This window comes from Arthrobacter sp. RIT-PI-e, assembly GCF_001187915.1.
Classification (GTDB): domain Bacteria; phylum Actinomycetota; class Actinomycetes; order Actinomycetales; family Micrococcaceae; genus Arthrobacter_D.
Genome location: NZ_LGIU01000058.1, coordinates 22,618 through 44,379 on the forward strand (window position 1 = coordinate 22,618; position 21,762 = coordinate 44,379).

Sequence of the window (21,762 nt, forward strand, 5' to 3'; positions counted from 1 at the left end):
ATGTGCCACCGCTGTCATGCGAGTTCGTCGCGCGCGTGCTCGGCCGCCGCCCGGAGCTCGGCGGACGCAGGACCGGCGGCGAGCACCGCCCTGCTCGACGTCGGGAGCACCAGGGGCAGCGCGCCGCCGAACGTGGAGTGGAGCTCCCGGGCACCCGCGCCCTGCGCACCGACGCCGGGGGCGAGGATCGGGCCGTTCAGCCCGGCGAGATCGAGCCCGAGCCGCTCGGGGGCGTCCCCGACGGTGGCCCCGACCACGAGCCCCACGGAGCCCGGCCCGGCACCGGTGTTCTCCGCGGCCGCCGCGTGCGCGATGGACCGCGCCACCGACTGCTCGCCCCCGACGTGCTGGACCGAGCGCCCCTCCGGGTTGGAGGTGAGCGCGAGGACGAAGACCCCGCGTCCCGTCGCGGCCGCGAGGTCGAGCGCGGGCCGGAGGGACTCGAACCCGAGGTACGGGCTGAGGGTCACGGCGTCGGCGGCGAGTGGCCTCCCCTCCCCCAGCCACGCCTCGGCGTAGGCCTGCAGGGTGGAGCCGATGTCCCCGCGCTTGGCGTCCGCGATGGTCAGCACCCCGGCCTCCGCCGCCCGGGCCAGCACGCTCTCGAGGACGGCGAGCCCCCGGGACCCGTGCCGCTCGTACAGGGCCACCTGAGGCTTGACCGCGGCGCACACCGGCCCGACGGCGTCGAGCACCGTCGAGGAGAACCGCTCCAGCCCCGCGGGGGTGTCCTCGAGCCCCCAGGCGGCGAGGAGACCCGGGTGCGGGTCGATCCCCACGCAGAGGCTCCCCTTCGCCTCCCGCGCAGCGGCGAGCCGCTCCCCGAAGGACGCGCGGGGAGGACCGTCAGGAGGCATCGCGGGCCTCGACGGACGCCCGGAGCGCGGCGGCGTGCTCCTGCAGACTGGTCACCGACCACTCGTAGGAGCGCATGGCCTCGATGGCCTGCACGGCCGCCCCCACCTCGGGGATGGTGGTGATGACGGGCAGCCCGTAGGACGTGGCGGCGGCGCGGATCTCGTAGCCGTCCCCGCGCGCCTGGCCGCCGGAGGGGGTGTTGATGATCATGTCGATCCCGCCGTCGGTGATGAGGTCGACGACGGTCCCCTGCCCCTCGCCGGCGCCCTCGGCCACCTTCCGGACGGTGGTGGCCTGGATGCCGTTGCGGCGCAGCACGTCCGCCGTGCCCCCCGTGGAGACGATCTCGAAGCCGAGGTCCACCAGGCGCTTGACCGGCATGATGATGGAGCGCTTGTCCCGGTTGGCCACGGAGACGAACACCTTGCCCTCGACGGGCAGGGCCGCGTTGGCGGCGGCCTGGCTCTTGGCGAAGGCGGTGTCGAAGTACTTGTCGATCCCCATGACCTCCCCCGTGGAGCGCATCTCCGGGCCCAGCAGCGAGTCCACGACGTCGCCCGCCGGGGTGCGGAAGCGGCTGAAGGGCAGCACGGCCTCCTTCACGGACACCGGGGCGTCCAGCGGGAGGGACCCGCCGTCGCCGGTCGCGGGCAGCATGCCCTGCTCCCGCAGCTGCGCCACGGTGACCCCGGTGCCGATCAGGGCGGCGCCCTTGGCGAGCTGCACGCCCGTGGCCTTCGAGACGAACGGCACGGTGCGCGAGGCCCGCGGGTTCGCCTCGAGCACGTAGAGCACGTCCGAGGCCAGGGCGAACTGGATGTTGATCAGCCCGCGCACGCCCACTCCCTCGGCGATCGCCAGGGTGGCCTCGCGGACGCGCTGCAGCACGTCCGCGCCGAGCGTGATGGGCGGCAGCACGCACGCGGAGTCGCCGGAGTGGATCCCGGCCTCCTCGATGTGCTCCATGATGCCGCCGAGGTACATCTCGGTGCCGTCGTAGAGGGCGTCCACGTCGATCTCGATGGCGTCCTCGAGGAACCTGTCGATCAGCACCGGGTGCGCCTCGGTGATCTCGGTGGCGTTGGTGATGTAGCGGGCGAGGTTCGGCTCGTCGTACACGATCTCCATGCCGCGCCCACCGAGCACGTAGGACGGGCGGACCAGCACCGGGTAGCCGATCTCGTCGGCGATCTTCCTCGCGTCCTCGAAGGACACCGCGGTGCCGTTCTTCGGGGCGATGAGCTCAGCCGTGTCGAGCACGCGGCTGAAGGCCCCGCGGTGCTCGGCGAGGTCGATGGCCTCCGGCGAGGTGCCGAGGATGGGGATGCCGGCGTCGGCGAGCTCCTGGGCGAGCTTCAGCGGGGTCTGCCCGCCGAGCTGCACGAACACGCCGAGCACGCCACCGGTGCGCTGCTCGGCCGCGATGACCTCGAGGACGTCCTCGAGGGTCAGCGGCTCGAAGTAGAGGCGCGTGGAGACGTCGTAGTCCGTGGACACGGTCTCGGGGTTGCAGTTGACCATGACGGTCTCGTGGCCCGCCTGCCGCAGCGCCATGGTGGCGTGCACGCAGGAGTAGTCGAACTCGATGCCCTGCCCGATCCGGTTGGGGCCGGAGCCGAGGATGATGACGGACGGCTTCTCGTGCTGCGCCACCTCGTCCTCCTCGTCGTAGGAGGAGTAGTGGTAGGGCGTGTACGCGGCGAACTCCGCGGCGCAGGTGTCCACGGTCTTGAACACCGGGCGGATCCCCAGGGCATGGCGCACCCCGCGCACCACGGCGTCGGGGGTGGACGTCAGCGCCCCGATCTGCTCGTCGGAGAAGCCGTGGCGCTTGGCGAGCCGCAGCACGTCCTCGGTCAGATCCGGGGCGGTCCGCACCTGACCGGCCACCTCGTTGAGGAGCACGAGCTGGTCCAGGAACCACGGATCGATGCCGGTGGCCTCGTACAGGCGCTCCACGGAGGCCCCACCGAGGAGGGCACGCTGCACCTGGGAGAGGCGCTCGGTGGTGGGCCGCTTCGCCGCCTCCACCAGGGCGTCCACCTCGTCGGCCGGCACGGGTGCGTAGGAGAGCTGGGAGCCCTTCTGCTCGAGCGAGCGCAGCGCCTTCTGGAGCGCCTCGGTGAAGTTGCGGCCCATGGCCATGGCCTCGCCCACGGACTTCATGGTGGTGGTCAGCGTGGGGTCCGCGGCCGGGAACTTCTCGAACGCGAACCGCGGCACCTTGACCACCACGTAGTCCAGCGTCGGCTCGAAGGACGCCGGGGTCTTCAGCGTGATGTCGTTCGGGATCTCGTCGAGCGTGTAGCCGAGGGAGAGCTTCGTGGCGATCTTCGCGATGGCGAAGCCGGTGGCCTTCGAGGCGAGCGCCGAGGAGCGGGAGACGCGGGGGTTCATCTCGATCACCACCACGCGGCCCGTGTCCGGCTCCACGGCGAACTGGATGTTGCACCCGCCGGTGTCCACGCCCACCTCGCGGATGACGGCGATGGAGATGTCCCGGAGGCGCTGGTACTCGCGGTCGGTGAGGGTGAGCGCGGGGGCCACGGTGATGGAGTCGCCGGTGTGCACGCCCACGGGGTCGACGTTCTCGATGGAGCAGACCACCACCACGTTGTCGTTCTTGTCCCGCATCATCTCGAGCTCGTACTCCTTCCACCCGAGGATGCTCTCCTCGAGGAGCACCTCGCTGGTGGGGCTGTACTGCAGGCCCTGGCCCACGATGCGGCGGAGATCGGACTCGGTGTACGCGAGGCCGGAGCCGAGCCCGCCCATGGTGAAGGACGGGCGGACCACCATGGGGTAGCCGAGGTCCTCGGCGGCGGCGAGCGCCTCGTCGAGGGTGTGGATGATGCTGGAGCGGGCGGACTCCGCGCCGCAGCGCTCCACCACGCCCTTGAACTTCTCGCGGTCCTCGCCGAGCTCGATCGCGGCGATGTTCGCGCCGATGAGTTCGACGCCGAACTTCTCGAGCACACCGTTCTTGTCCAGGGCGATCGCCGTGTTGAGCGCGGTCTGCCCGCCGAGGGTGGGGAGCAGGGCGTCGGGGCGCTCCTTCTCGATGATCTTCGCGACGACGTCGGGGGTGATCGGCTCCACGTAGGTGGCGTCCGCGAACTCCGGGTCGGTCATGATGGTGGCCGGGTTCGAGTTCACGAGGATGACCCGCAGGCCCTCCTCGCGGAGCACGCGCAGGGCCTGGGTGCCGGAGTAGTCGAATTCGGCGGCCTGCCCGATGACGATCGGGCCGGAGCCGATGACCAGGACGCTCGTGAGGTCGGTTCTGCGGGGCATCAGTTCTCTTCCTGCGTTTCGTTGCCGGTCTGTTCGGTGCTCTGGGATGTCGTGCCGTGGCGGGGCTGCGTACCGGTCACCTTCGAACCGTGCGTGCCGAGTTCCGCCGCGGCGGCCTCGGCGAGGGCGTCCGCCTCGGACGCGGCGTCCAGGGCCGAGGCGAGCGCCGCGTCCCCCGAGCCGGGGTGCTGCTGTTCCGCCTGCATCAGGGCGATGAAGCGGTCGAAGAGGTACGCGGAGTCGTGCGGGCCGGCGGCGGCCTCGGGGTGGTACTGGACCGAGAACGCGGGCAGGTCCAGGCACGCCAGGCCCTCGACGACGTCGTCATTCAGGCTGACGTGGCTCACCTCCACGCGGCCGTAGGAACCGGCGGGCGCCTGGACGGGACCATCCAGCGGGGCGTCGACGGCGAACCCGTGGTTCTGCGAGGTGATCTCCACCTTGCCGGTGCGGCGGTCCAGGACCGGCTGGTTGATGCCGCGGTGCCCGTAGCGCAGCTTGTAGGTGCCGAAGCCGAGCGCCCGGCCGAGGATCTGGTTGCCGAAGCAGATGCCGAAGAAGGGCATGCGCGCATCCAGCACCCGGCGGAGCAGCTCCACCTGGGCGTCCGCGGTGGAGGGGTCACCCGGGCCGTTGGACATGAACACACCGTCGGGCTGCACGGCCGCGACGTCCCCGAAGGTGGCGCCGGCGGGCAGCACCACGGTGCGGACGCCGCGCTGCGCGAAGTGCTTGGGCGTCATGGCCTTGATGCCGAGGTCCAGAGCCGCGATGGTGGCCACCGTCTCCCCGGTCCAGCCGTGGTCCGCGGGCTCGACGACGTACGCGGCGTCGACGCTGACCTCCTCGGCGAGCCTGGCACCGGCCATGGAGGGCTGGGCGAGGACCTTCTCCACCAGCTGGGCGTCGGTCAGGGCCGCGTCCGGTCCGGAGAAGATCCCGGCGCGCATGGCGCCGCGCTCGCGGAGGTGGCGGGTGACGGCGCGCGTGTCCACGCCCTCGATGCCCACCACACCCTGCTCGCGCAGCTGCTCATCCAGGCTCTGCTCGGAGCGCCAGTTGGAGGGGCGGCGGGCGGCGTCACGGATGATGTAGCCGGCCACCCAGATGCGGCGGGACTCGGCGTCGTCGGCGTTCACACCGGTGTTGCCGATGTGCGGGGCGGTCTGGACCACGAGCTGCCGGGCGTAGGAGGGATCCGTGATGGTCTCCTGGTACCCGGTCATCCCGGTGGCGAAGACCGCCTCGCCGAGCGTGGTGCCCTCGGCACCGTAGACGCTGCCGCGGAAGGTGCGGCCGTCCTCGAGGACGAGCACCGCGGGTGCTTTCGAGTGGACTGTGCTCACAGTTCTTCCCTGCCTTCGGGGTTCGGTGGAGTGCGCTGGTCTGGGATGTGTCGGTCCGGGGTACGCGGGTCCGGGATGTCGGGGACGAGGGCCGCGACGGCGGCGACGAGCTGGGTCTTGGCGGAGGCGTGGCGGGTGCGGAAACCGGTGTCGACACGCTCCGTGCCGAGGTTCCAGGTGAGGATCACCAGGCCCTCCTTCTCCACGAACTTGCCCGTCATCCCGCCGGCGAGCTGCACGGCGACGAGGTCATCGCGCGGCACGAACACCGTGCGTGCCCCGGTCCGGTCGATCAGCACGCCCTCCGGGTGGACGGCCGCCACCGCGTTGCCGCGGATCCCGAGGCCGTGGACGGCGATGCGGTCCAGCCAGTCCCCCGCCGTGGTGGTGGCGACGTACTGCCCGTCGGCCTCGTACTGGACCCGGCCGAGGTCCGCCGGTACCTCGGGCGGCGCGGGGACGCCGCCCTGCCGACGGAGCCTGTTGCGCCAGCCGAGACCCATCAGGGCCACGACCGCGATGCTGAGGAGGACGGCGAAGAGCACCCAGCCTAGATGCTCCACGAGCCGGCCTCCCTGTCCGGGGAGGACACCGGTGCACGGCGCGGTGTGGCGAGGACGCCGTCGAGCACCGTGGGGTGCCCTCCGAGGAAGGTGGCCCGCACGCTGCCCGGCAGCTCGAGTCCGCGGAACGGGGTGTTGCGCCCCTTGGTGGCCATGGTCCCCGGGTCCACGGTCCAGCGGGCGGCGGGGTCCACGAGCACCAGGTTCGCCGGTTCGCCGGCCGCCAGTGGCCTGCCCTGATGCGCCAGGCGCCCGATCCGCGCCGGGGTCACCGAGGTCACCCGGGCGAAGCCCTCCCAGTCGAGCAGGCCCGTCTCCACCATGGTGTGCTGCACCACGGACAGCGCAGTCTCGAGGCCGGTCATCCCCATGGCGGCCTGCGCCCACTCGCACTCCTTGTGCTCGCTGGGGTGCGGTGCGTGGTCGGTGCCGACGACGTCGATGGTGCCCTCCGCGAGGGCCTCACGGAGGGCGTGGACGTCGTCGGAGGTGCGCAGGGGCGGGTTCACCTTGTACACGGGGTCGTAGCTGCGGACCAGTTCGTCGGTGAGCAGCAGGTGGTGCGGGGTGACCTCGGCAGTGACGTCGATGCCGCGGGCCTTGGCCCAGCGGATGATCTCCACCGACCCCGCCGTGGACACGTGGCAGACGTGGAGCCGTGAGCCCACGTGCTGGGCGAGCAGCACGTCGCGGGCGATGATGCTCTCCTCCGCGACGGCGGGCCACCCGGTGAGCCCGAGGACCGCCGAGACCTCACCCTCGTTCATCTGCGCACCCTCGGTGAGCCGCGGTTCCTGCGCGTGCTGCGCCACCACGCCGTCGAAGGCCTTGACGTACTCCAGGGCGCGGCGCATCAGCACGGGGTCGTGCACGCAGATGCCGTCGTCGGAGAACACGCGCACGCGCGCCGGCGACTCCGCCATGGCACCCAGCTCGGCCAGGCGCTGCCCGCCGAGTCCCACCGTCACGGCGCCCACCGGGCGGACTTCCACCCAGCCCGCGGCCAGGCCCAGGCGGTACACCTGCTCCACCACGCCGGCGGTGTCCGCCACGGGGGAGCTGTTCGCCATGGCGTGCACCGCGGTGAAGCCCCCGAGCGCCGCGGCACGGGACCCGGTCTCCACGGTCTCGGCGTCCTCGCGGCCGGGCTCCCGGAGGTGGGTGTGCAGGTCCACGAGACCGGGCAGCAGGATCAGACCCGTCGCGTCCACGACGACGGCGGAGGACGACGCCTCCGCGGCGGCCGTGTCGCCGACGGCCGCGATGCTGCCGCTACGGATCAGGAGGTCGCGGACCGGACCGCCGAGGAGCGCGGCGCCGCGGATCAGGTACTGGGGGGTGTCACTGGTCACGGGTACGGCCTTCCGGCGAAAGATCGGTTGCTCGGGGGGTGGACGTTCGGGGGTCGGGGGCTGGCACGTCGTCCTCCGCGTCGTCGTCCTGCTGGTCCCCGGAGAGCAGCAGGTACAGGGCCGCCATGCGCACGGACACGCCGTTGCGGACCTGCGCGAGGACGGTGGAGCGGGAGGAGTCCGCGGCGGAGGAGGAGATCTCGAGGCCCCGGTTCATGGGGCCGGGGGGCATGATCACGGTGTCCTTCAGCCCCAGGGTGTCCAGCCGTGCCAGACGGGCGTCGTCGAACCCCCAGCGCCGGGCGTACTCGCGCGTGGAGGGGAAGAACGCCGCGTGCATGCGTTCCGCCTGGAGCCTGAGCATCATCACGGCGTCCGGCCGCCGGGCGAGGGCGTCGTCGAGGTCGTAGTAGACGGTGCAGGGCCAGGAGTGCACGCCGACGGGCAGGAGGGTGGGCGGCCCCGCGAGCAGCACCTCCGCCCCCAGCGTGGTCAGCAGCCAAACGTTGGACCGCGCCACCCTCGAGTGCAGCACGTCCCCCACGATGAGGATCCGCATCCCGGCCAGCGTGGAGCCCGTGGAGGGCTCACCCCCCAGCCGGGCACGGTGGCGCCGGAGCGTGAAGGCGTCCAGCAGGGCCTGGGTGGGATGCTCGTGCGTGCCGTCGCCGGCGTTGACCACGGCGGCGTCGATCCACCCGGAGGCCGCCAGCCGTGCCGGGGCCCCGGAGGAGGGGTGACGGATCACCACGGCGTCCGCGCTCATGGCCTCGAGCGTCTGCGCGGTGTCCTTCAGCGACTCGCCCTTGGACACGGAGGAACCCTTGGCGGAGAAGTTGATGACGTCGGCGGACAATCGTTTCGCCGCGGCCTCGAAGGAGATCCGGGTACGGGTGGAGTCCTCGAAGAACAGGTTCACCACGGTGCGCCCACGCAGCGCCGGGAGCTTCTTGATCTCCCGCTCCCCCACGGCGGCCATCTCCTCCGCCACGTCCAGCAGCCGCAGGGCACGGGGGACGGAGAGGTCCTGCGTGCTCAGCAGGTGCCTCACGTGCGGTCCTCGATGACGACCTCGTTCACCGCAGAACCACCGATCAGGTCGATCTCGGCGAGGTGCACGCGCACCCGCTCGCGGGACGACGTCGGCAGGTTCTTGCCCACGTGGTCGGCGCGGATGGGGAGTTCGCGGTGGCCGCGGTCCACGAGGACCGCCAGGCGGACCGAGCGGGGGCGGCCGAGGTCGGCGAGGGCGTCGAGCGCCGCACGGATGGTGCGTCCGGAGTAGAGGACGTCGTCCACCAGGACCACCACCTTGTCGTCGATCCCCGAGGGCGGCAGCTGCGTGGCCAGGGGTGAGCGCGTGGGGTTGCGGCGGAGGTCGTCGCGGTACAGGGGGACGTCGAGCTGACCCGTGACGAGGGCGGGGTCCACGGCCGGGTCCACGGCGGCGATCTTCTGCGCCCGGCGCTGCGCGAGGGGGAACCCGCGCCGGGGGATGCCGAGGAGCACGAGATCCTGCGAGCCCTTGTTCGCCTCGAGGATCTCGTGGGCGATGCGCGTGAGTGCGCGGTCGATGTCGGCGGCTGCGAGGACGACGCGCTTGGTGACACCGGATTCCGAAGCAGGCACGGTCATGACACGCTTCCTCCTTCCCCGCCTCACTGGACGGCATTTAAAGGCTGGTTGCGAGCACAAAACTACCACAGCGTCACCGGCACCCTAGGGTTGCCCCATGGAGACGAACTCCCCGCACCCGGCCCGCCGGGGCCTCCCGGGCCCGCAGGGCCGACCCCCGGGCGGGCTCCCGGGCGGGCTCCCGGGGCACCCCCGGCGCGACTGGTGGAGCGACAGCACCGAACGGGTGCGCCTGCCCGCCCCCGAGCACGCAGGGGCGCCGGTGCAGCCGATCCGCATCCGGCCGGCACGACGACGCCGGGTGCTCGATGCGCTGCTGCTCGTCCTCGCGGCCCTCGTGGTGGCCGGCGTCCTCCTGCTGCTCTCGGCGTCCCTCGGCCCGTCGGCGCTGCTGCTGTGCGGCTTCCTGGCCCTCGTGCCCCTCGGGATCTGCCTGCTGGGGCTCCGCTGGATCGATCGCTGGGACCCCGAACCGCGCAGTGCGCTGCTCTTCGCCTTCCTCTGGGGTGCAGGGGCCTCCGTGGTGGTCACCCTGGCCCTCGGCAGCTACGTGGTGCAGCTCCTCGGCTCCGCCCTGACCACCGCGCCGCCCGAACTCCTCGGGCCGGTGCTCCAGGCCCCGCTCGTGGAGGAGTTCGCCAAGGGGCTCGGAGTACTGATCCTCGTGTACACGCGGCGCAGCCACTTCGACGGGCCGGTGGACGGGATCGTGTACGCGGGCACGGTGGCCGCCGGGTTCGCCTTCACCGAGAACATCCTCTACTTCGGTGCCGCCGTGCTGGAGCCGGGCGCGGCCGGCTCGCTGGTGGGGGTGTTCATCCTGCGCGGTCTCTTCTCGCCGTTCGCGCACGTGATGTTCACGGCGGTGCTGGGCTTCGCCCTCGGCGCAGCGCTCGTCCGCGGGGGCGGCAACCTCCGGATCCTCCGGGCGTTCGTCCTCGGTCTGCTGCCGGCCATCGGCGGCCACATGCTGTGGAACGGGGGCACCCTGGTCCTGTTCGACGACTTCTTCCTGTTCTACCTCGTGGTGCAGGTGCCGCTCTTCGGTGCCGCCGTGCTCGCCGTCGTCCTCCTCCGCGCCTCGGAGCGCCGGCTCACGGAGGCGCGGCTCGCCGACTACGCCCGTACCGGATGGTTCACGGCCGGGGAGGTGCGGATGCTCGCCACGGCCCCGGGCCGCGCACAGGCGCTCGCCTGGGCACGGCGTGCAGGGGCGGAGGAGGACATGCGGGAGTTCATCCGCACGGGGACGCGCATCGCCCACACGCGCCAGCGCATGCTGAGCGGGCGACGCGACGCCGACTACGCCGCGGTGGAACGCGAGCTCCTGGAGCAGGCGGAGCTGCGCCGTGCCGGCATCATCCGGCGTGCGTCCTGAGACCACGCCACCGTACGAAGCAGAACGCCCCCGTCCGTCCCGGTTACGGGGACGGACGGGGGCGTTCGAAAAGCGGGTCCTAGGCCAGCAGGGTGGGCTTGAGCTGCTGCAGCCGGCCGAGGAGACCGTTGACGAACTTCGGCGACTCGTCCGTGGAGAGCATCTTCGCGAGCTCCACGGCCTCGCTGACGGCCACGCCGTCCGGAACGTCGTCGTTGTACAGGAGCTCCCAGCTGCCGATCCGCAGGATCATGAGGTCCACCACCGGCATGCGGTCCAGCGTCCAGCCCTGCGAGTAGGTGCTCAGGTACTCGTCGATCTGCTCCTGGCGTTCCAGCACGCCCTCCACCACGTCCACGGTGTAGTCGGCGATCACCATGTCCGTCTTCTCGCGGCGGGCGCGGATCACCTCGAGTGCCGGCATCCCGCGCTGCGTGGACTCGAAGAGGATGTCCAGCGCGCGACGACGTGCCTTGCTGCGTGCGCTCACTCGTTGACGCGTCCGAGGTAGTCACCGGTCCGGGTGTCCACCTTGACCTTCGTGCCGGTCCCCAGGAACAGCGGGACCTGGATCTCGTGGCCGGTCTCCACGGTGGCGGGCTTGGTGCCTCCGGTGGAGCGGTCACCCTGCAGGCCGGGCTCGGTGTAGGTGATCTCGAGCGTCACGGACGGCGGGAGCTCCACGTAGAGGGCCGTACCCTCGTGCATGGCGATGGTGGCCAGCTGGCTCTCCAGCATGAAGTTCGCGGCGTTCCCCACGGTCTTGCCCGGCACCGTGATCTGGTCGTAGTCCGAGGTGTCCATGAACACGAAGTCCTCGCCGTCCTTGTACAGGTACTGGTAGTCGCGGCGGTCCACGGTGGCCGTCTCGATCTTCAGACCCGCGTTGAACGTCTTGTCCACCACCTTGCCGGAGAGGATGTTGCGCAGCTTGGTGCGGACGAACGCGCCACCCTTGCCGGGCTTGACGTGCTGGAACTCGAGGACGTTCCAGAGATTGCCCTCGAGCTTCAGCACAGTGCCGTTCTTGATGTCGTTCGTGGTCGCCACAGATTCACTTTCGTCGGTTTCGCGGATGTCCCGCGGATGTCGGTGCCGCGGATGGAGGGCCGGCCGGGGCCGAGCGGGCGCGCCGCAGCGCGCCGGAAGTCCAGGGGACAGTGTACCCTGCGGAGCCCGTGGCCCTCCCGCCCGCCGGCTTGACGCCCCGTGCTGTTCCGGCGCGGTCCGGTATGCACCGGCCCGGAGCGCCGCTAGGAGGCGATCTCCTGGTAGGCGGCGAACAGGAGCGAGGTGTCGGGGACCTCGAGCATCCCGGGGCGTCCCACGCCGTCGAGCACCACGAAGCGCAGCAGGTCACCGCGGGACTTCTTGTCGCGGCGCATGCCGTCGAGCAGGGACGCCCAGCGGTCCCGGCGGTAGGTGACGGGCAGGCCCAGGCCCTCGAGGACGGTGCGGTGACGATCCGCGTCGGCGTCGCTGAGCCGCCCCACCATGCGGGAGAGCTCGGCGGCGAAGACCAGGCCCACGGAGACGGCGGCGCCGTGCCGCCACGAGTACCGCTCGGCGAGCTCGATGGCGTGGCCGAGCGTGTGCCCGTAGTTCAGGAACTCCCTCCGGCCGGACTCCCGCAGGTCCTCGGACACGATCTCCGTCTTGACCCGGACGGCCCGTTCCACGAGCTCGCGGAGCACGGGCGAAGCCGGGTCCCGGACGGCGTCCGGGTGCTGCTCGATCAGCTCGAGGATCACCGGATCGGCAATGAAGCCGCACTTGACCACCTCCGCCAGCCCGGTGACGAGCTCGTTCTGCGGCAGCGTGGCGAGCGCGTCGAGATCCACCAGCACGGCGGCGGGCGGGTGGAAGGCACCCACGAGGTTCTTGCCCTCGGAGGTGTTGATGCCGGTCTTGCCCCCCACGGCGGCGTCCACCATGCCGAGCAGACTGGTGGGGAGGTGGACCACCCTGACCCCGCGGAGCCAGGTCGCCGCCACGAATCCGCCGACGTCGGTCACGGCTCCCCCGCCCACGGTGACCACGGCGTCGGAGCGGGTGAAGTCGTTCTGCCCGAGCACCTGCCAGCAGAAGGCCGCCACCTGGATGTGCTTGCCCTCCTCGGCGTCGGGGATCTCGGCCGTGACGGCGGTGAAGCCGGCCTCAGCGAGTTCCTCCCGCACGGTGTCGCCGGTGGCACGCAGCGCCCTCGGGTGGATCACCAGGACGCGGCGCACGCGCTCGCCGAGGATCGCGGGCAGCCGGTCCAGGAGCCCGCGCCCCACCAGCACGTCGTAGGTCTCCGCGGGGGTGCTCCCGGTCACCGGGATGATCGTGGCGTCGTCAGTGGTCATGGGGTGTTCTCCCGCTCTCCTCGTTCGTGTGTGGGTGCTGCGGTTGCTCCGGCCGGTGGGCCCGCGGGTTGCTGCGCGGAGCGGATCGCGCGGAGGACGGCGTCCACCACCGCCCGCGCGGACAGATCGCGGGTGTCGATCACCTCCGTGGCCACCGCCTCGTAGAGCGGCCGCCGCTCGTCGTAGATCTCCTGCCACCGCTCCCCCGGGTTCCCGGCGAGCAGCGGTCGTGTCGTGTCCCCGCTGATCCGGGGACGCACCGTCGCGAGATCCGTCTCGAGGTACACCACCGTGGTGCGGGTCAACCGGTCCCGGGTCCCGGCGTCGAGCACGGCGCCCCCGCCGAGTGCCACCACCACGTCGTCGTTCTCCAGCGCCGCCGCGATGACGTCCGCCTCGAGGACGCGGAAGGCCTGCTCGCCGCGCTCGGCGAAGATCGCGGCGACCGGGCCGTGCCGCTCCACGATCTCCCGGTCCGAGTCGATGAAACGCAGTCCCGTGCGGTGTGCGAGCATCCGGCCGACGGCGGACTTCCCCGAGGCCATCGGGCCGATCAGGACGAGCGGTCGGGTGGGACCCATCAGGCTCCGGCGGAGTCCAGGAACTCCGGGATGCTCTCGAGGTAGGTGCGCATGTTGCGGGCGGTCTCCGCGAGGGAGTCGCCCCCGAACTTCTCCGTGACGGCCTCGGCGAGCACCAGGGCGGTCATCGCCTCGGCGACCACCCCGGCGGCCGGGACGGCGCAGACGTCCGAGCGCTGGTGGTGCGCGCGGGCGGCCCCGCCCGTGCTGACGTCCACCGTCCGCAGGGCGCGTGGCACGGTGGCGATGGGCTTCATGGCCGCCCGTACCCGCAGGGCCTCGCCGATGCTCATGCCGCCCTCGATCCCGCCGGCACGGTTGCTGGTCCGGATCACCTTGCCGTCGGCGTTCCGGACGATCTCGTCGTGGGCGGCGGTCCCGCGACGGGCCGCCGTACGGAAGCCGTCGCCCACCTCCACGCCCTTGATGGCCTGGATGCCCATGAGCGCGGCCGCGAGGCGGGAGTCGAGGCGGCGGTCCCAGTGGACGTAGCTGCCGAGTCCGGGCGGGAGGCCGTAGGCCACCACCTCCACCACACCCCCGAGGGTCTCGCCCTCCTTGTGCGCGGCGTCCACCTCGGCCACCATGGCCTCCGAGGTGCTCCGGTGGAAGCACCGCAGCGGATCGGTGTCGAGGGCGATCACGTCGTCGGGGGTGGGCAGGGGTGCGTCCTCCGGCACGGAGACGGAGGCGATGGACACCGTGTGGCTCACCAGGCGGATGCCGAGGCCTCCGAGGAACTTCGCGGCGACCGTGCCGAGGGCCACCCGGGTGGCGGTCTCCCGGGCGCTGGCCCGCTCCAGGACCGGACGCGCCTCGTCGAAGCCGTACTTCTGCATCCCGGTGAAGTCCGCGTGCCCGGGCCGGGGTCGGGTCAGCGGGGCGTTGCGGGCCGAGGCCGCCAGCTCCGCGGCGTCCTCGTCGCCGAGCGGATCGGCGGACATGATCTTCTCCCACTTGGGCCACTCGGTGTTCGCCACCTCGACGGCCACCGGACCGCCCTGCGTGATCCCGTGCCGCACGCCGCCGAGGATCCGCACCTGGTCCTGCTCGAACTTCATCCGTGCGCCCCGCCCGTAGCCGAGGCGGCGGCGGGCCAGGGCGTCCTGGATGTCGGTGCTCGTGATGTGCACACCCGCGGGCATCCCCTCGATGATCCCGACCACGGCGGGGCCGCGCGATTCTCCCGCCGTCACCCACCGCAACATGATTCCCATCCTGCCATGCAGCGCCCCTGCCCTCAGCGTCGGGAAGCGCCCACGGCGTCACACATGACCTCGAACACCCGGTGGCGCTCCTGCGGCACGTCGGGGAAGAACAGCCGGACCTGCTCCACGGCCTGGTGGAGGAGCATGTCGAGTCCCGGCACGATCACGCCCCCGCGCCGCTCCCAGACCTCGGCGAGCGCGCTGGGCCACGGGTCGTACGCGACGTCGAGGAGCGTCCCGGCGGGGAGCGTGCCGCGGGCCGACGCGAGCTCGGCGGCGAGCGGGTCGGCGGCACGCGGCGGGAGGGTGGAGACCACGACGTCGGCGGAACCGAGGACCCGGGCCGCGGTGTCCCACCCGAGGACCTCCACGGTGACGCCGAGCGCGGCTCCGACGGCGACGAGCCCGTCCACGGAGGCGGGGCGCCGCCCCACCAGGGGCACCGGGCGGGCGCCGGGGCGGGGGGGGCCGGCCCCCGCGGCGGGCGCCGGCCCCCCGCCGCCGCGCACCGCCGGCCGCCGGGGTGTCCCGACACCGGCCGAGGCGAGTGCCTCGGCCACACCGATCACATCCGTGTTGTGGCCCACGACCCTCCGGGTGGGCCCATGGCCGTGCGCCACGAGGGTGTTCACCGCGCCGAGCGCGGTGGCCGGTTCGGTGGTGGAGTCCGCCGAGCGTGCCGCCCGTGCCTTCAGCGGCATGGTCACCGACAGACCCCTCCAGGACTCATCCGTGCGGACCCGGACCAGGAGGTCGTCGAAGGACCCCTCGTCCGTCTCGAGTGCCGTGTAGGAGCAGTCGATGCCGAGGTCACGGTAGGCGGCCGCGTGCAGTGCGGGTGACTTCGAGTGCCCGATCGGGAATCCGACGACGGCCGCCCGGAGGGCGTGCACGCCACCGGCCGGACCGGCGCCTAGTCGCACCGCCCCGGGTTCTGACCGCACCAGGCGTCGTACTCCGCGACGTAGCCGAGGTGCTCGGCGTAGGTCTCGGAGAACTTGGTCTCCTTGGTGTCCAGGTTCACGGTCACCCAGAAGTAGAAGGGGACGTCCGCCGGCCTGACCGTGGCGTCGATGGCCTCGTCGCTCGGGGACCCGATCGGGCCCTCGGGGAGGCCGGGGTTCGCGAAGGTGTTGTACGGGTTGGAGGTGTCCGCCTTCTCCTCCGGGGTGAGCTGGTAGGTCCGCTTCCCCAGCCCGTATGCCACCGTGGCGTCGGACTGCAGGAGCCCGTTCGTCTCGGTGTTGCCCGGGGTGAGCCTGTTGTCGATGGACCCTGCGACGGTCGCGTAGTCACCCTCGCCGGCCTCGGCCTGCACGATGCTCGCGATGGTGAGTATCCGGTACTGCTCGGCCGGGTCGGTGATGCCGTCCTGGACGAGGCGGTCCTGGGTAGCGGTGATCATCTCGGTGATCATCTCGGGGGCGGTGGCGTCGACGTCGAAGCGGTACTCCCCCGGGTGGAGGTACCCCTCCAGGGAGAGCGCCTGGGCGGGCAGACCGAACTGGGTGGGGTCCGCGGCCAGGGCCTCGAACTCGGCGACCGGGATGCCGGTGGACTCGCTGAGGATGCCGAAGACCTCGTTCTGCCGGAGGTCGCGTGCCACTGCCGCGTAGGAGACGAGGGTGGGGTCGTCGCCGAGCAGCGCCTCGGCGGCGTCGGCGGAGGACATCTGGAGTCGCATCTCGTACTCGCCGGGCTGCACCTCGCGGCCCCCGGCGATCGAGGTGAGCGCACTCACGAAGGTCCCGGAATCCGCCACGATGTCCGCGGCCTGCAGCCCGTTCGCGATGGCGAGGGGGCCGGCTCCCGAGTCGACGGTGAAGACGGTCTCGTCACCGCCGGGACCGGCGTAGTCGGTGACGGTGTCGAACCCGAGCATGTCGCGCAGCATGAGTGCCACCCCGTAGACGGTTCCGGCGAAGATGCCGAGCACGACGAGCATGACCACGGTGCGGCGCAGCCTCTTGCGCCGCTTGGCCTTGGAGCGCGGCTTCTTGGCGCCGTGCGCGCCCTGGTCCTGGGTGGCGAAGAAGTCCTCCACCGGCTCGGGGTGCTCGTAGTCGTCCGCGAAGTACTCGTGCCCGTCGTCGAGGTGCTCGTCGGCGTGTCGGCCGGCATCCTGGGATGCAGCGGAATGGGGGGTACGGTTGTTCACGACTCCGGGTTCCTTCTGCTGGACTGGGACTGCTCGATGACTGGCTCCTCGTTCGGGCTCGGCGACAGGTTCGGTGCCTGCTCCGCCGTACGTCCCGGTACCGGATCCCCCACGTCCCGTATCCGCGATCGCTGCATGTCGATGGCGTGCTGGAGTATTTCGACAGCCGCCACCTGATCCACCACCATACGATGCTTCCGGCTGTCGAGACCAGCCAGATGGAGTGAGCGGTGGGCGGAGACGGTGCTCAGGCGCTCGTCCACGAGGTGCACGGGGAGCTCCAGCGACACCCGCGCGAGCTCGTCGAGGATGCGGTCGGCGTAGCTGCGGGCCATCTCCGCGGACGCCCCCTCCTGCCCGTCGAGCTTCCGCGGCAGACCCACGAAGATCTGCACGGCTCCCCGCTCGAGGGCCTCGCGGACCAGGATCCGCACATCGCTGTTCTTCCGCCGATCACGCTTCAGGGTCCGGATGGGGGTGGCGAGCATCCCGTCGCGGTCGCAGCCGGCCAGTCCCACGCGCACCTCGCCGACGTCGACGCCGAGCTTCGGGCCGACCGGGTAAGGAGTCCCGGCCGGTCCTGCGGCATCGGATGCCACCACGTGCGTCAGCGCTCGGCCACGGCGGTGCGGATCGCGGCCAGGGCATCGGGGATGCGGACCGCCTCGGCCCCGCCGCCCTGCGCGACGTCGTCCTTCCCGCCACCGCCCCCGCCGAGGATCTTCGCGGCGGTGCGCACCAGGGCCCCGGCCTTGACGCCCGCACCCCGCGCGGCCTCGTTCGTGGCCACGAGCACGAGCGGGCGGCCCTGCGACACGCCGGTCGCCGCCACGACGGCGGCTTCGGAGCCCAGGCGCCCGCGCAGGTCCAGCACGAGCGTCCGGAGGTCGTCGGCGGCGCCGATCTCCCCGGCGTCGTGCGCGATCAGGCGCACGCCGTCCACGTCCACGGCCGTGTCCACGAGCGACGCCGCGGCCACGGCGAGCTGCTCCTTCCGCAGCCGGTCCAGTTCCCTCTCCGCCGCCTTGAGCTTGCCGAGCGTGGCCGAGAGCCGTTCCGGCAGCTGGGCGGAGGGCACCTTCAGCATGTCGGAGAGCTCGGAGACGAGGGCGCGTTCGGCCGCGAGGTGCCGGAACGCGTCGAGACCCACCAGCGCCTCCACACGCCGGTTGCCCGAACCGACGGACTGCTCGCCGAGGAGCGTCAGGCTCCCGATCAGCGACGTCGAGGAGACGTGCGTGCCACCGCAGAGCTCACGGGAGAACTCCGCGTTCATCTCCACCACGCGCACGGTGTCGCCGTAGGCCTCTCCGAACAGTGCCGTGGCTCCGAGCGCCTTGGCGTCGGCGAGGGACATGATCCTGGTCTCCACCTCGTAGTTGTTGCGGATCGCGATGTTGGAGACCTCCTCGATCTCCGAGCGGGCGCCCGCGCTGATGCCCTCGCCCCAGGCGAAGTCGAAGCGCAGGTAGCCGGCCTTGTTGAACGATCCGCGCTGCAGTGCCTCGGGGCCGAGGATCTCGTGGAGGGCCGCGTGGACGATGTGCGTGCCAGAGTGGGCCTGCTCGCCCGCGTGGCGGCGCTGGCGGTCGACGGCGGCGGTGACTCCCGCGCCCTGCGACACCTCGCCCTCACGCACCACGGCCCGGTGCACGCTCAGGCCCTTGACGGGCTGCTGCACGTCCAGCACCTCCACCACGAAGCCGTTGCCGGTGATCAGGCCGACGTCGGCGGCCTGCCCTCCGGACTCGGCGTAGAACGGCGTCCGGTCCAGGACCAGCTCCACCTCGTCGCCCTGCAGCGCCGCCGGGACGGACTGCCCCGTGACCATCAGGCCGATGATCGTGGCCCCGGAGGTGAGTTCGTCGTACCCGGTGAACAGGGTGCGGCCGCGGCCGAGCAGCTCGGTGAACACGGTGAGGTCCGCGTGACCGGCCTTCTTCCCGCGGGCGTCGGCCTGGGCCCTCTGACGCTGCTCGAGCATCAGCGACCGGAAGCCCTCGGCGTCGACGGCGAGGCCCGCCTCCTCCGCCATCTCCAGGGTCAGGTCGATGGGGAACCCGTAGGTGTCGTGCAGGGCGAAGGCGTCCTCGCCCGAGAGCGGGCGCTGCCCGGCGAGGGACTCCTTCACCGCCTCCTCGAGGCGCGCCGTGCCCGAGGCGATGGTCCGCAGGAAGGCCTTCTCCTCCGCGTAGGCGATGCGGCTGATGCGCTCGAAGTCGTTCTCCACCTCCGGGTACACGCCCTTCATGGCGTCGCGGGAGGCGGGCAGGAGTTCCGGCAGGCAGGCCTTCTCCACCCCGAGGAGGCGCATGGCACGCACGGCGCGGCGGATGAGGCGCCGCAGCACGTAGCCGCGGCCCTCGTTCGACGGGCTCACCCCGTCCGCGATGAGCATCAGGGAGGAGCGGATGTGGTCGGCCACCACGCGGAGCCGGACGTCGTCGGTGTGGTGCGGGTCGGCGGGCGACTCGGAGCTGGTGTAGGCCTTCCCGCTGAGGGCGGCCGCGCGGTCGAGCACGGGCCGCACCTGGTCCGTCTCGTACATGTTCTCCACGCCCTGCAGGATCATGGCCAGGCGCTCCAGGCCGAGGCCCGTGTCGATGTTCTTCTTCGGCAGCTCGCCCAGGATCTCGAAGTCGTCCTTGCCCGTGCCCTCGCCGCGCTGGTACTGCATGAACACGAGGTTCCAGATCTCCACGTAGCGGGTGTCGTCGGCCTCCGGACCACCGTCCACGCCGTACTGCGGGCCGCGGTCGTAGAAGATCTCCGAGCAGGGTCCGGCCGGACCGGGCTGGCCCGTGGACCAGTAGTTGTCCTTCTTCCCCATCTTCTGGATCCGCTCGGCGGGCACCCCGATGCCGTCGCGCCAGATCCCGAGTGCTTCCTCGTCCTCGTGGTACACCGTGACCCAGAGCTTCGACGCCGGGAGACCGAAGCCGCCCTCGTCCACGTCCTTGGTGAGCAGCTCCCAGGCGAACCGGATGGCCCCGGCCTTGAAGTAGTCACCGAAGGAGAAGTTGCCGCACATCTGGAAGAACGTGCCGTGGCGGGCGGTCTTGCCGACCTCCTCGATGTCCCCGGTGCGGATGCACTTCTGCACACTCGTCGCGCGGCTGTACGGGGCCTCCTCGCGTGCTGTGAGGTACGGGATGAAGGGCACCATGCCCGCCACCGTGAACAGGAGCGAGGGGTCCGTGGAGACCAGCGACGCCGAGGGCACCACCGTGTGCCCGTTCTTCTCGAAGTAGCTCAGCCAGCGGGCGGCGATCTCGTGGGACTTCATGGGGGGATCCTTCGACGGGGGAGCCGGGCAGGGGGCCGGCGGGGCGCATCGGGAGTGCGGGGACGCGTCCCGGGACGACGCACTGCCGCCGATGGACACCTCCGCGAGGGCGGTGGTGTCCATCGGCGGGGCAGGGGGCCGCGGCGGGGTCGCCGCGGGGGGGGGGGGGGCGGGCCGGGGGCCCCGGTCGCCGTGGCCGTGGGCGCCTGGACGCCGAGGGCCGCCCGGAGGGCGTCCTCGCGCTCGGTCATCGCGGAGCGCAGGGCGTCGGCGAAGTCGGCGATGCTGTCACTGATCTGACCCACGGCCCGGTTCATGCCCTCGGGGCCGAGGGTCGACTTCGCCTGGGAGACCTTGCGGACGGCGACGACGCCGATGGTGACCCCGGCTGCCAGCCAGAAGACTCTTCTGATCATTGTTCTCTCCGGTTCTCTGAAGGGACTAGCGGCTGCGACGCCGGCGCACGGGTGCTCTCCGGCCGGCGAGGGCGGAGCGGACACCGTAGCTGAAGGCGGACACCTTGATGAGCGGCGACCCGATGGTGGCCGCGACCAGCGAGGACAGCGCGGAGATGTTCGCGGAGGCGTCGGAGACGTTGGAGGTGATGCCGTCCACGGTCCTCAGCTGCTGGTGCGTGGTGCTCACGGTGCTCGTGACCTCCTCGATCAGCGGCGTGGTCTCCTCGGTGACGGTGCGGATGGCCTTGCGCAGCTCGTCGAACACGCGTCCGAGCTTCCAGATCGGTACGGCCAGCAGCAGCACCAGGATGGCGAACACGCCGGCAGCTATCAGGCCCGCAATATCTCCACCTGACATGGGCGGTCTCCTTTACGCAGGGGTGTGCCGTCTCTTGTGGACGGGCACGGGAATTCTTGCTCTTAGTACCTTACAGAACGAAGAGCCCGCGGCGGGCGCCGCGGGCTCTTCGTGCATGCTTCTCGTACTGCGTCCGGATGACCCGGGGGTGATCAGCGTGCGTAGTACTCCACCACGAGCTGCTCCTCGCAGGTCACGGGGACCTCGGAGCGCTTCGGGCGGCGCACCAGGCGGGCCTGGAGCTTCTCGAGCTGGACGTCCAGGTAGCCGGGAACGGCGGGGAGGACGTCGCGGTGGGCACCGGCGGCGGCGACCTGCAGCGGGACCATGGTCTCGCTGCGGCTGTGCACGTGGATGAGCTGGCCCTCGGACACGCGGTAGGACGGGCGGTCCACGCGGGCGCCGTCCACCATGATGTGGCGGTGGACGATCAGCTGGCGGGCCTGCGCGCTGGTGCGGGCGAAGCCCGCACGGAGCACGAGTGCGTCCAGACGCATCTCGAGCAGCTCGATCAGGTTCTCACCGGTCAGGCCTGCGGTGCGGCGGGCCTCCTCGAAGACGCGGGCCATCTGCGCCTCGCGGATGTTGTACTGGGCGCGCAGGCGCTGCTTCTCGCGCAGACGGACGGCGTAGTCGCTGTCCTGCTTGCGACGCGCACGGCCGTGCTGGCCCGGCGCGTAGGGCCGACGCTCGAGGTACTTCTCTGCCTTGGGGGTCAGGGCGATGCCGAGGGCCCGCGAGATGCGGACCTTCCGGCGGGCACGTGTGTTGTTAGCCACGTCTACCTTCCGATCATTTTCGCGGCGAAGAGACGGACGTCGCCACGAGGGGTGCATCCGTACTTCCTGGTGTCGCTGGCCTCCATGTGCGGAGAGCCGGGATTGGCCGCTTCCCGGTACTACAGTCCGTCGCGACCCTGGCCCTTCGTCCGGCACCGAG

Annotated in this window: 20 protein-coding genes; 1 reads left to right on the plus strand and 19 read right to left on the minus strand. The window is 71.6% G+C overall.

The features are described 5' to 3' along the window. Positions 1-14: 14 nt before the first annotated feature. Genes pyrF through pyrR form a run of 7 tightly spaced genes read right to left on the minus strand, consistent with a single transcriptional unit; the run spans position 15 to position 9,048 of the window. Positions 15-857, minus strand: coding sequence for an orotidine-5'-phosphate decarboxylase (gene pyrF / locus AC792_RS08075; protein ID WP_049830039.1), 843 nt, complete (start codon positions 855-857; stop codon positions 15-17). Further along, positions 847-4,152, minus strand: a complete 3,306-nt coding sequence (carB, locus tag AC792_RS08080) for a carbamoyl-phosphate synthase large subunit (RefSeq protein ID WP_049830040.1) — start codon at positions 4,150-4,152, stop codon at positions 847-849. The genes pyrF and carB overlap by 11 nt, the downstream gene beginning before the upstream one ends. Beyond that, on the minus strand, positions 4,152-5,498 hold the full coding sequence (gene carA / locus AC792_RS08085; protein WP_082177581.1) for a glutamine-hydrolyzing carbamoyl-phosphate synthase small subunit: 1,347 nt from the start codon (positions 5,496-5,498) through the stop codon (positions 4,152-4,154). Before carA ends, carB begins: the two co-directional genes overlap by 1 nt. Next, positions 5,495-6,001 carry a PH-like domain-containing protein gene (locus AC792_RS08090; RefSeq protein ID WP_235436541.1) on the minus strand — a complete coding sequence of 169 codons (507 nt, stop codon included), beginning with the start codon at positions 5,999-6,001 and terminating at the stop codon, positions 5,495-5,497. Before AC792_RS08090 ends, carA begins: the two co-directional genes overlap by 4 nt. 47 nt (positions 6,002-6,048) lie before the next feature. Continuing rightward, a complete protein-coding gene (locus AC792_RS08095) occupies positions 6,049-7,413 on the minus strand; it encodes a dihydroorotase (RefSeq protein ID WP_049830041.1) in 1,365 nt (454 codons plus the stop codon). Further along, positions 7,403-8,464 carry an aspartate carbamoyltransferase catalytic subunit gene (locus AC792_RS08100; protein WP_082177582.1) on the minus strand — a complete coding sequence of 354 codons (1,062 nt, stop codon included), beginning with the start codon at positions 8,462-8,464 and terminating at the stop codon, positions 7,403-7,405. Before AC792_RS08100 ends, AC792_RS08095 begins: the two co-directional genes overlap by 11 nt. Then, the gene (gene pyrR / locus AC792_RS08105) at positions 8,461-9,048 is read right to left on the minus strand and encodes a bifunctional pyr operon transcriptional regulator/uracil phosphoribosyltransferase PyrR (RefSeq protein ID WP_049830042.1); all 588 of its coding nucleotides are present in this window, start codon (positions 9,046-9,048) and stop codon (positions 8,461-8,463) included. Before pyrR ends, AC792_RS08100 begins: the two co-directional genes overlap by 4 nt. Positions 9,049-9,145: 97 nt before the next feature. On the opposite strand from pyrR, the gene AC792_RS08110 reads away from it, so the two are divergent. After that, a complete protein-coding gene (locus tag AC792_RS08110; RefSeq protein WP_049830043.1) occupies positions 9,146-10,426 on the plus strand; it encodes a PrsW family intramembrane metalloprotease in 1,281 nt (426 codons plus the stop codon). A gap of 79 nt (positions 10,427-10,505) precedes the next feature. On the opposite strand, the gene nusB is transcribed toward AC792_RS08110, so the two are convergent. From nusB to rpsD, 12 genes are all read right to left on the minus strand, one after another. Then, positions 10,506-10,916 (minus strand): transcription antitermination factor NusB, encoded by a 411-nt coding sequence (nusB, locus tag AC792_RS08115; RefSeq protein WP_049830044.1) that lies wholly within the window; start codon positions 10,914-10,916, stop codon positions 10,506-10,508. Next, positions 10,913-11,476, minus strand: coding sequence for an elongation factor P (gene efp / locus AC792_RS08120; protein WP_049830045.1), 564 nt, complete (start codon positions 11,474-11,476; stop codon positions 10,913-10,915). Before efp ends, nusB begins: the two co-directional genes overlap by 4 nt. 203 nt (positions 11,477-11,679) lie before the next feature. Further along, a complete protein-coding gene (gene aroB, locus AC792_RS08125; protein ID WP_049830046.1) occupies positions 11,680-12,774 on the minus strand; it encodes a 3-dehydroquinate synthase in 1,095 nt (364 codons plus the stop codon). Then, complete coding sequence (locus AC792_RS08130; RefSeq protein WP_082177583.1) at positions 12,771-13,355, minus strand: shikimate kinase; 585 nt, start codon at positions 13,353-13,355, stop codon at positions 12,771-12,773. Before AC792_RS08130 ends, aroB begins: the two co-directional genes overlap by 4 nt. Continuing rightward, positions 13,355-14,563 (minus strand): chorismate synthase, encoded by a 1,209-nt coding sequence (gene aroC / locus AC792_RS08135; RefSeq protein ID WP_049830047.1) that lies wholly within the window; start codon positions 14,561-14,563, stop codon positions 13,355-13,357. Before aroC ends, AC792_RS08130 begins: the two co-directional genes overlap by 1 nt. Before the next feature lie 32 nt (positions 14,564-14,595). After that, positions 14,596-15,456: a shikimate dehydrogenase family protein gene (locus AC792_RS08140; protein WP_082177589.1), complete on the minus strand. Its 861-nt coding sequence runs from the start codon at positions 15,454-15,456 to the stop codon at positions 14,596-14,598. A 20-nt stretch (positions 15,457-15,476) separates the two neighbouring features. Continuing rightward, the gene (locus AC792_RS08145; protein WP_049830049.1) at positions 15,477-16,721 is read right to left on the minus strand and encodes an endolytic transglycosylase MltG; all 1,245 of its coding nucleotides are present in this window, start codon (positions 16,719-16,721) and stop codon (positions 15,477-15,479) included. Next, the gene (ruvX, locus tag AC792_RS08150) at positions 16,718-17,323 is read right to left on the minus strand and encodes a Holliday junction resolvase RuvX (RefSeq protein WP_235436515.1); all 606 of its coding nucleotides are present in this window, start codon (positions 17,321-17,323) and stop codon (positions 16,718-16,720) included. The genes AC792_RS08145 and ruvX overlap by 4 nt, the downstream gene beginning before the upstream one ends. A gap of 5 nt (positions 17,324-17,328) precedes the next feature. Next, positions 17,329-20,007, minus strand: coding sequence for an alanine--tRNA ligase (gene alaS / locus AC792_RS08155; RefSeq protein ID WP_049830050.1), 2,679 nt, complete (start codon positions 20,005-20,007; stop codon positions 17,329-17,331). After that, complete coding sequence (locus tag AC792_RS18015) at positions 20,004-20,423, minus strand: hypothetical protein (protein WP_326947918.1); 420 nt, start codon at positions 20,421-20,423, stop codon at positions 20,004-20,006. Before AC792_RS18015 ends, alaS begins: the two co-directional genes overlap by 4 nt. A gap of 25 nt (positions 20,424-20,448) precedes the next feature. After that, positions 20,449-20,823, minus strand: coding sequence for a DUF948 domain-containing protein (locus AC792_RS08160; RefSeq protein WP_049830051.1), 375 nt, complete (start codon positions 20,821-20,823; stop codon positions 20,449-20,451). Between the two features lie 152 nt (positions 20,824-20,975). Continuing rightward, positions 20,976-21,602, minus strand: a complete 627-nt coding sequence (gene rpsD / locus AC792_RS08165; RefSeq protein WP_049830052.1) for a 30S ribosomal protein S4 — start codon at positions 21,600-21,602, stop codon at positions 20,976-20,978. Between the last annotated feature and the right edge of the window lie 160 nt (positions 21,603-21,762).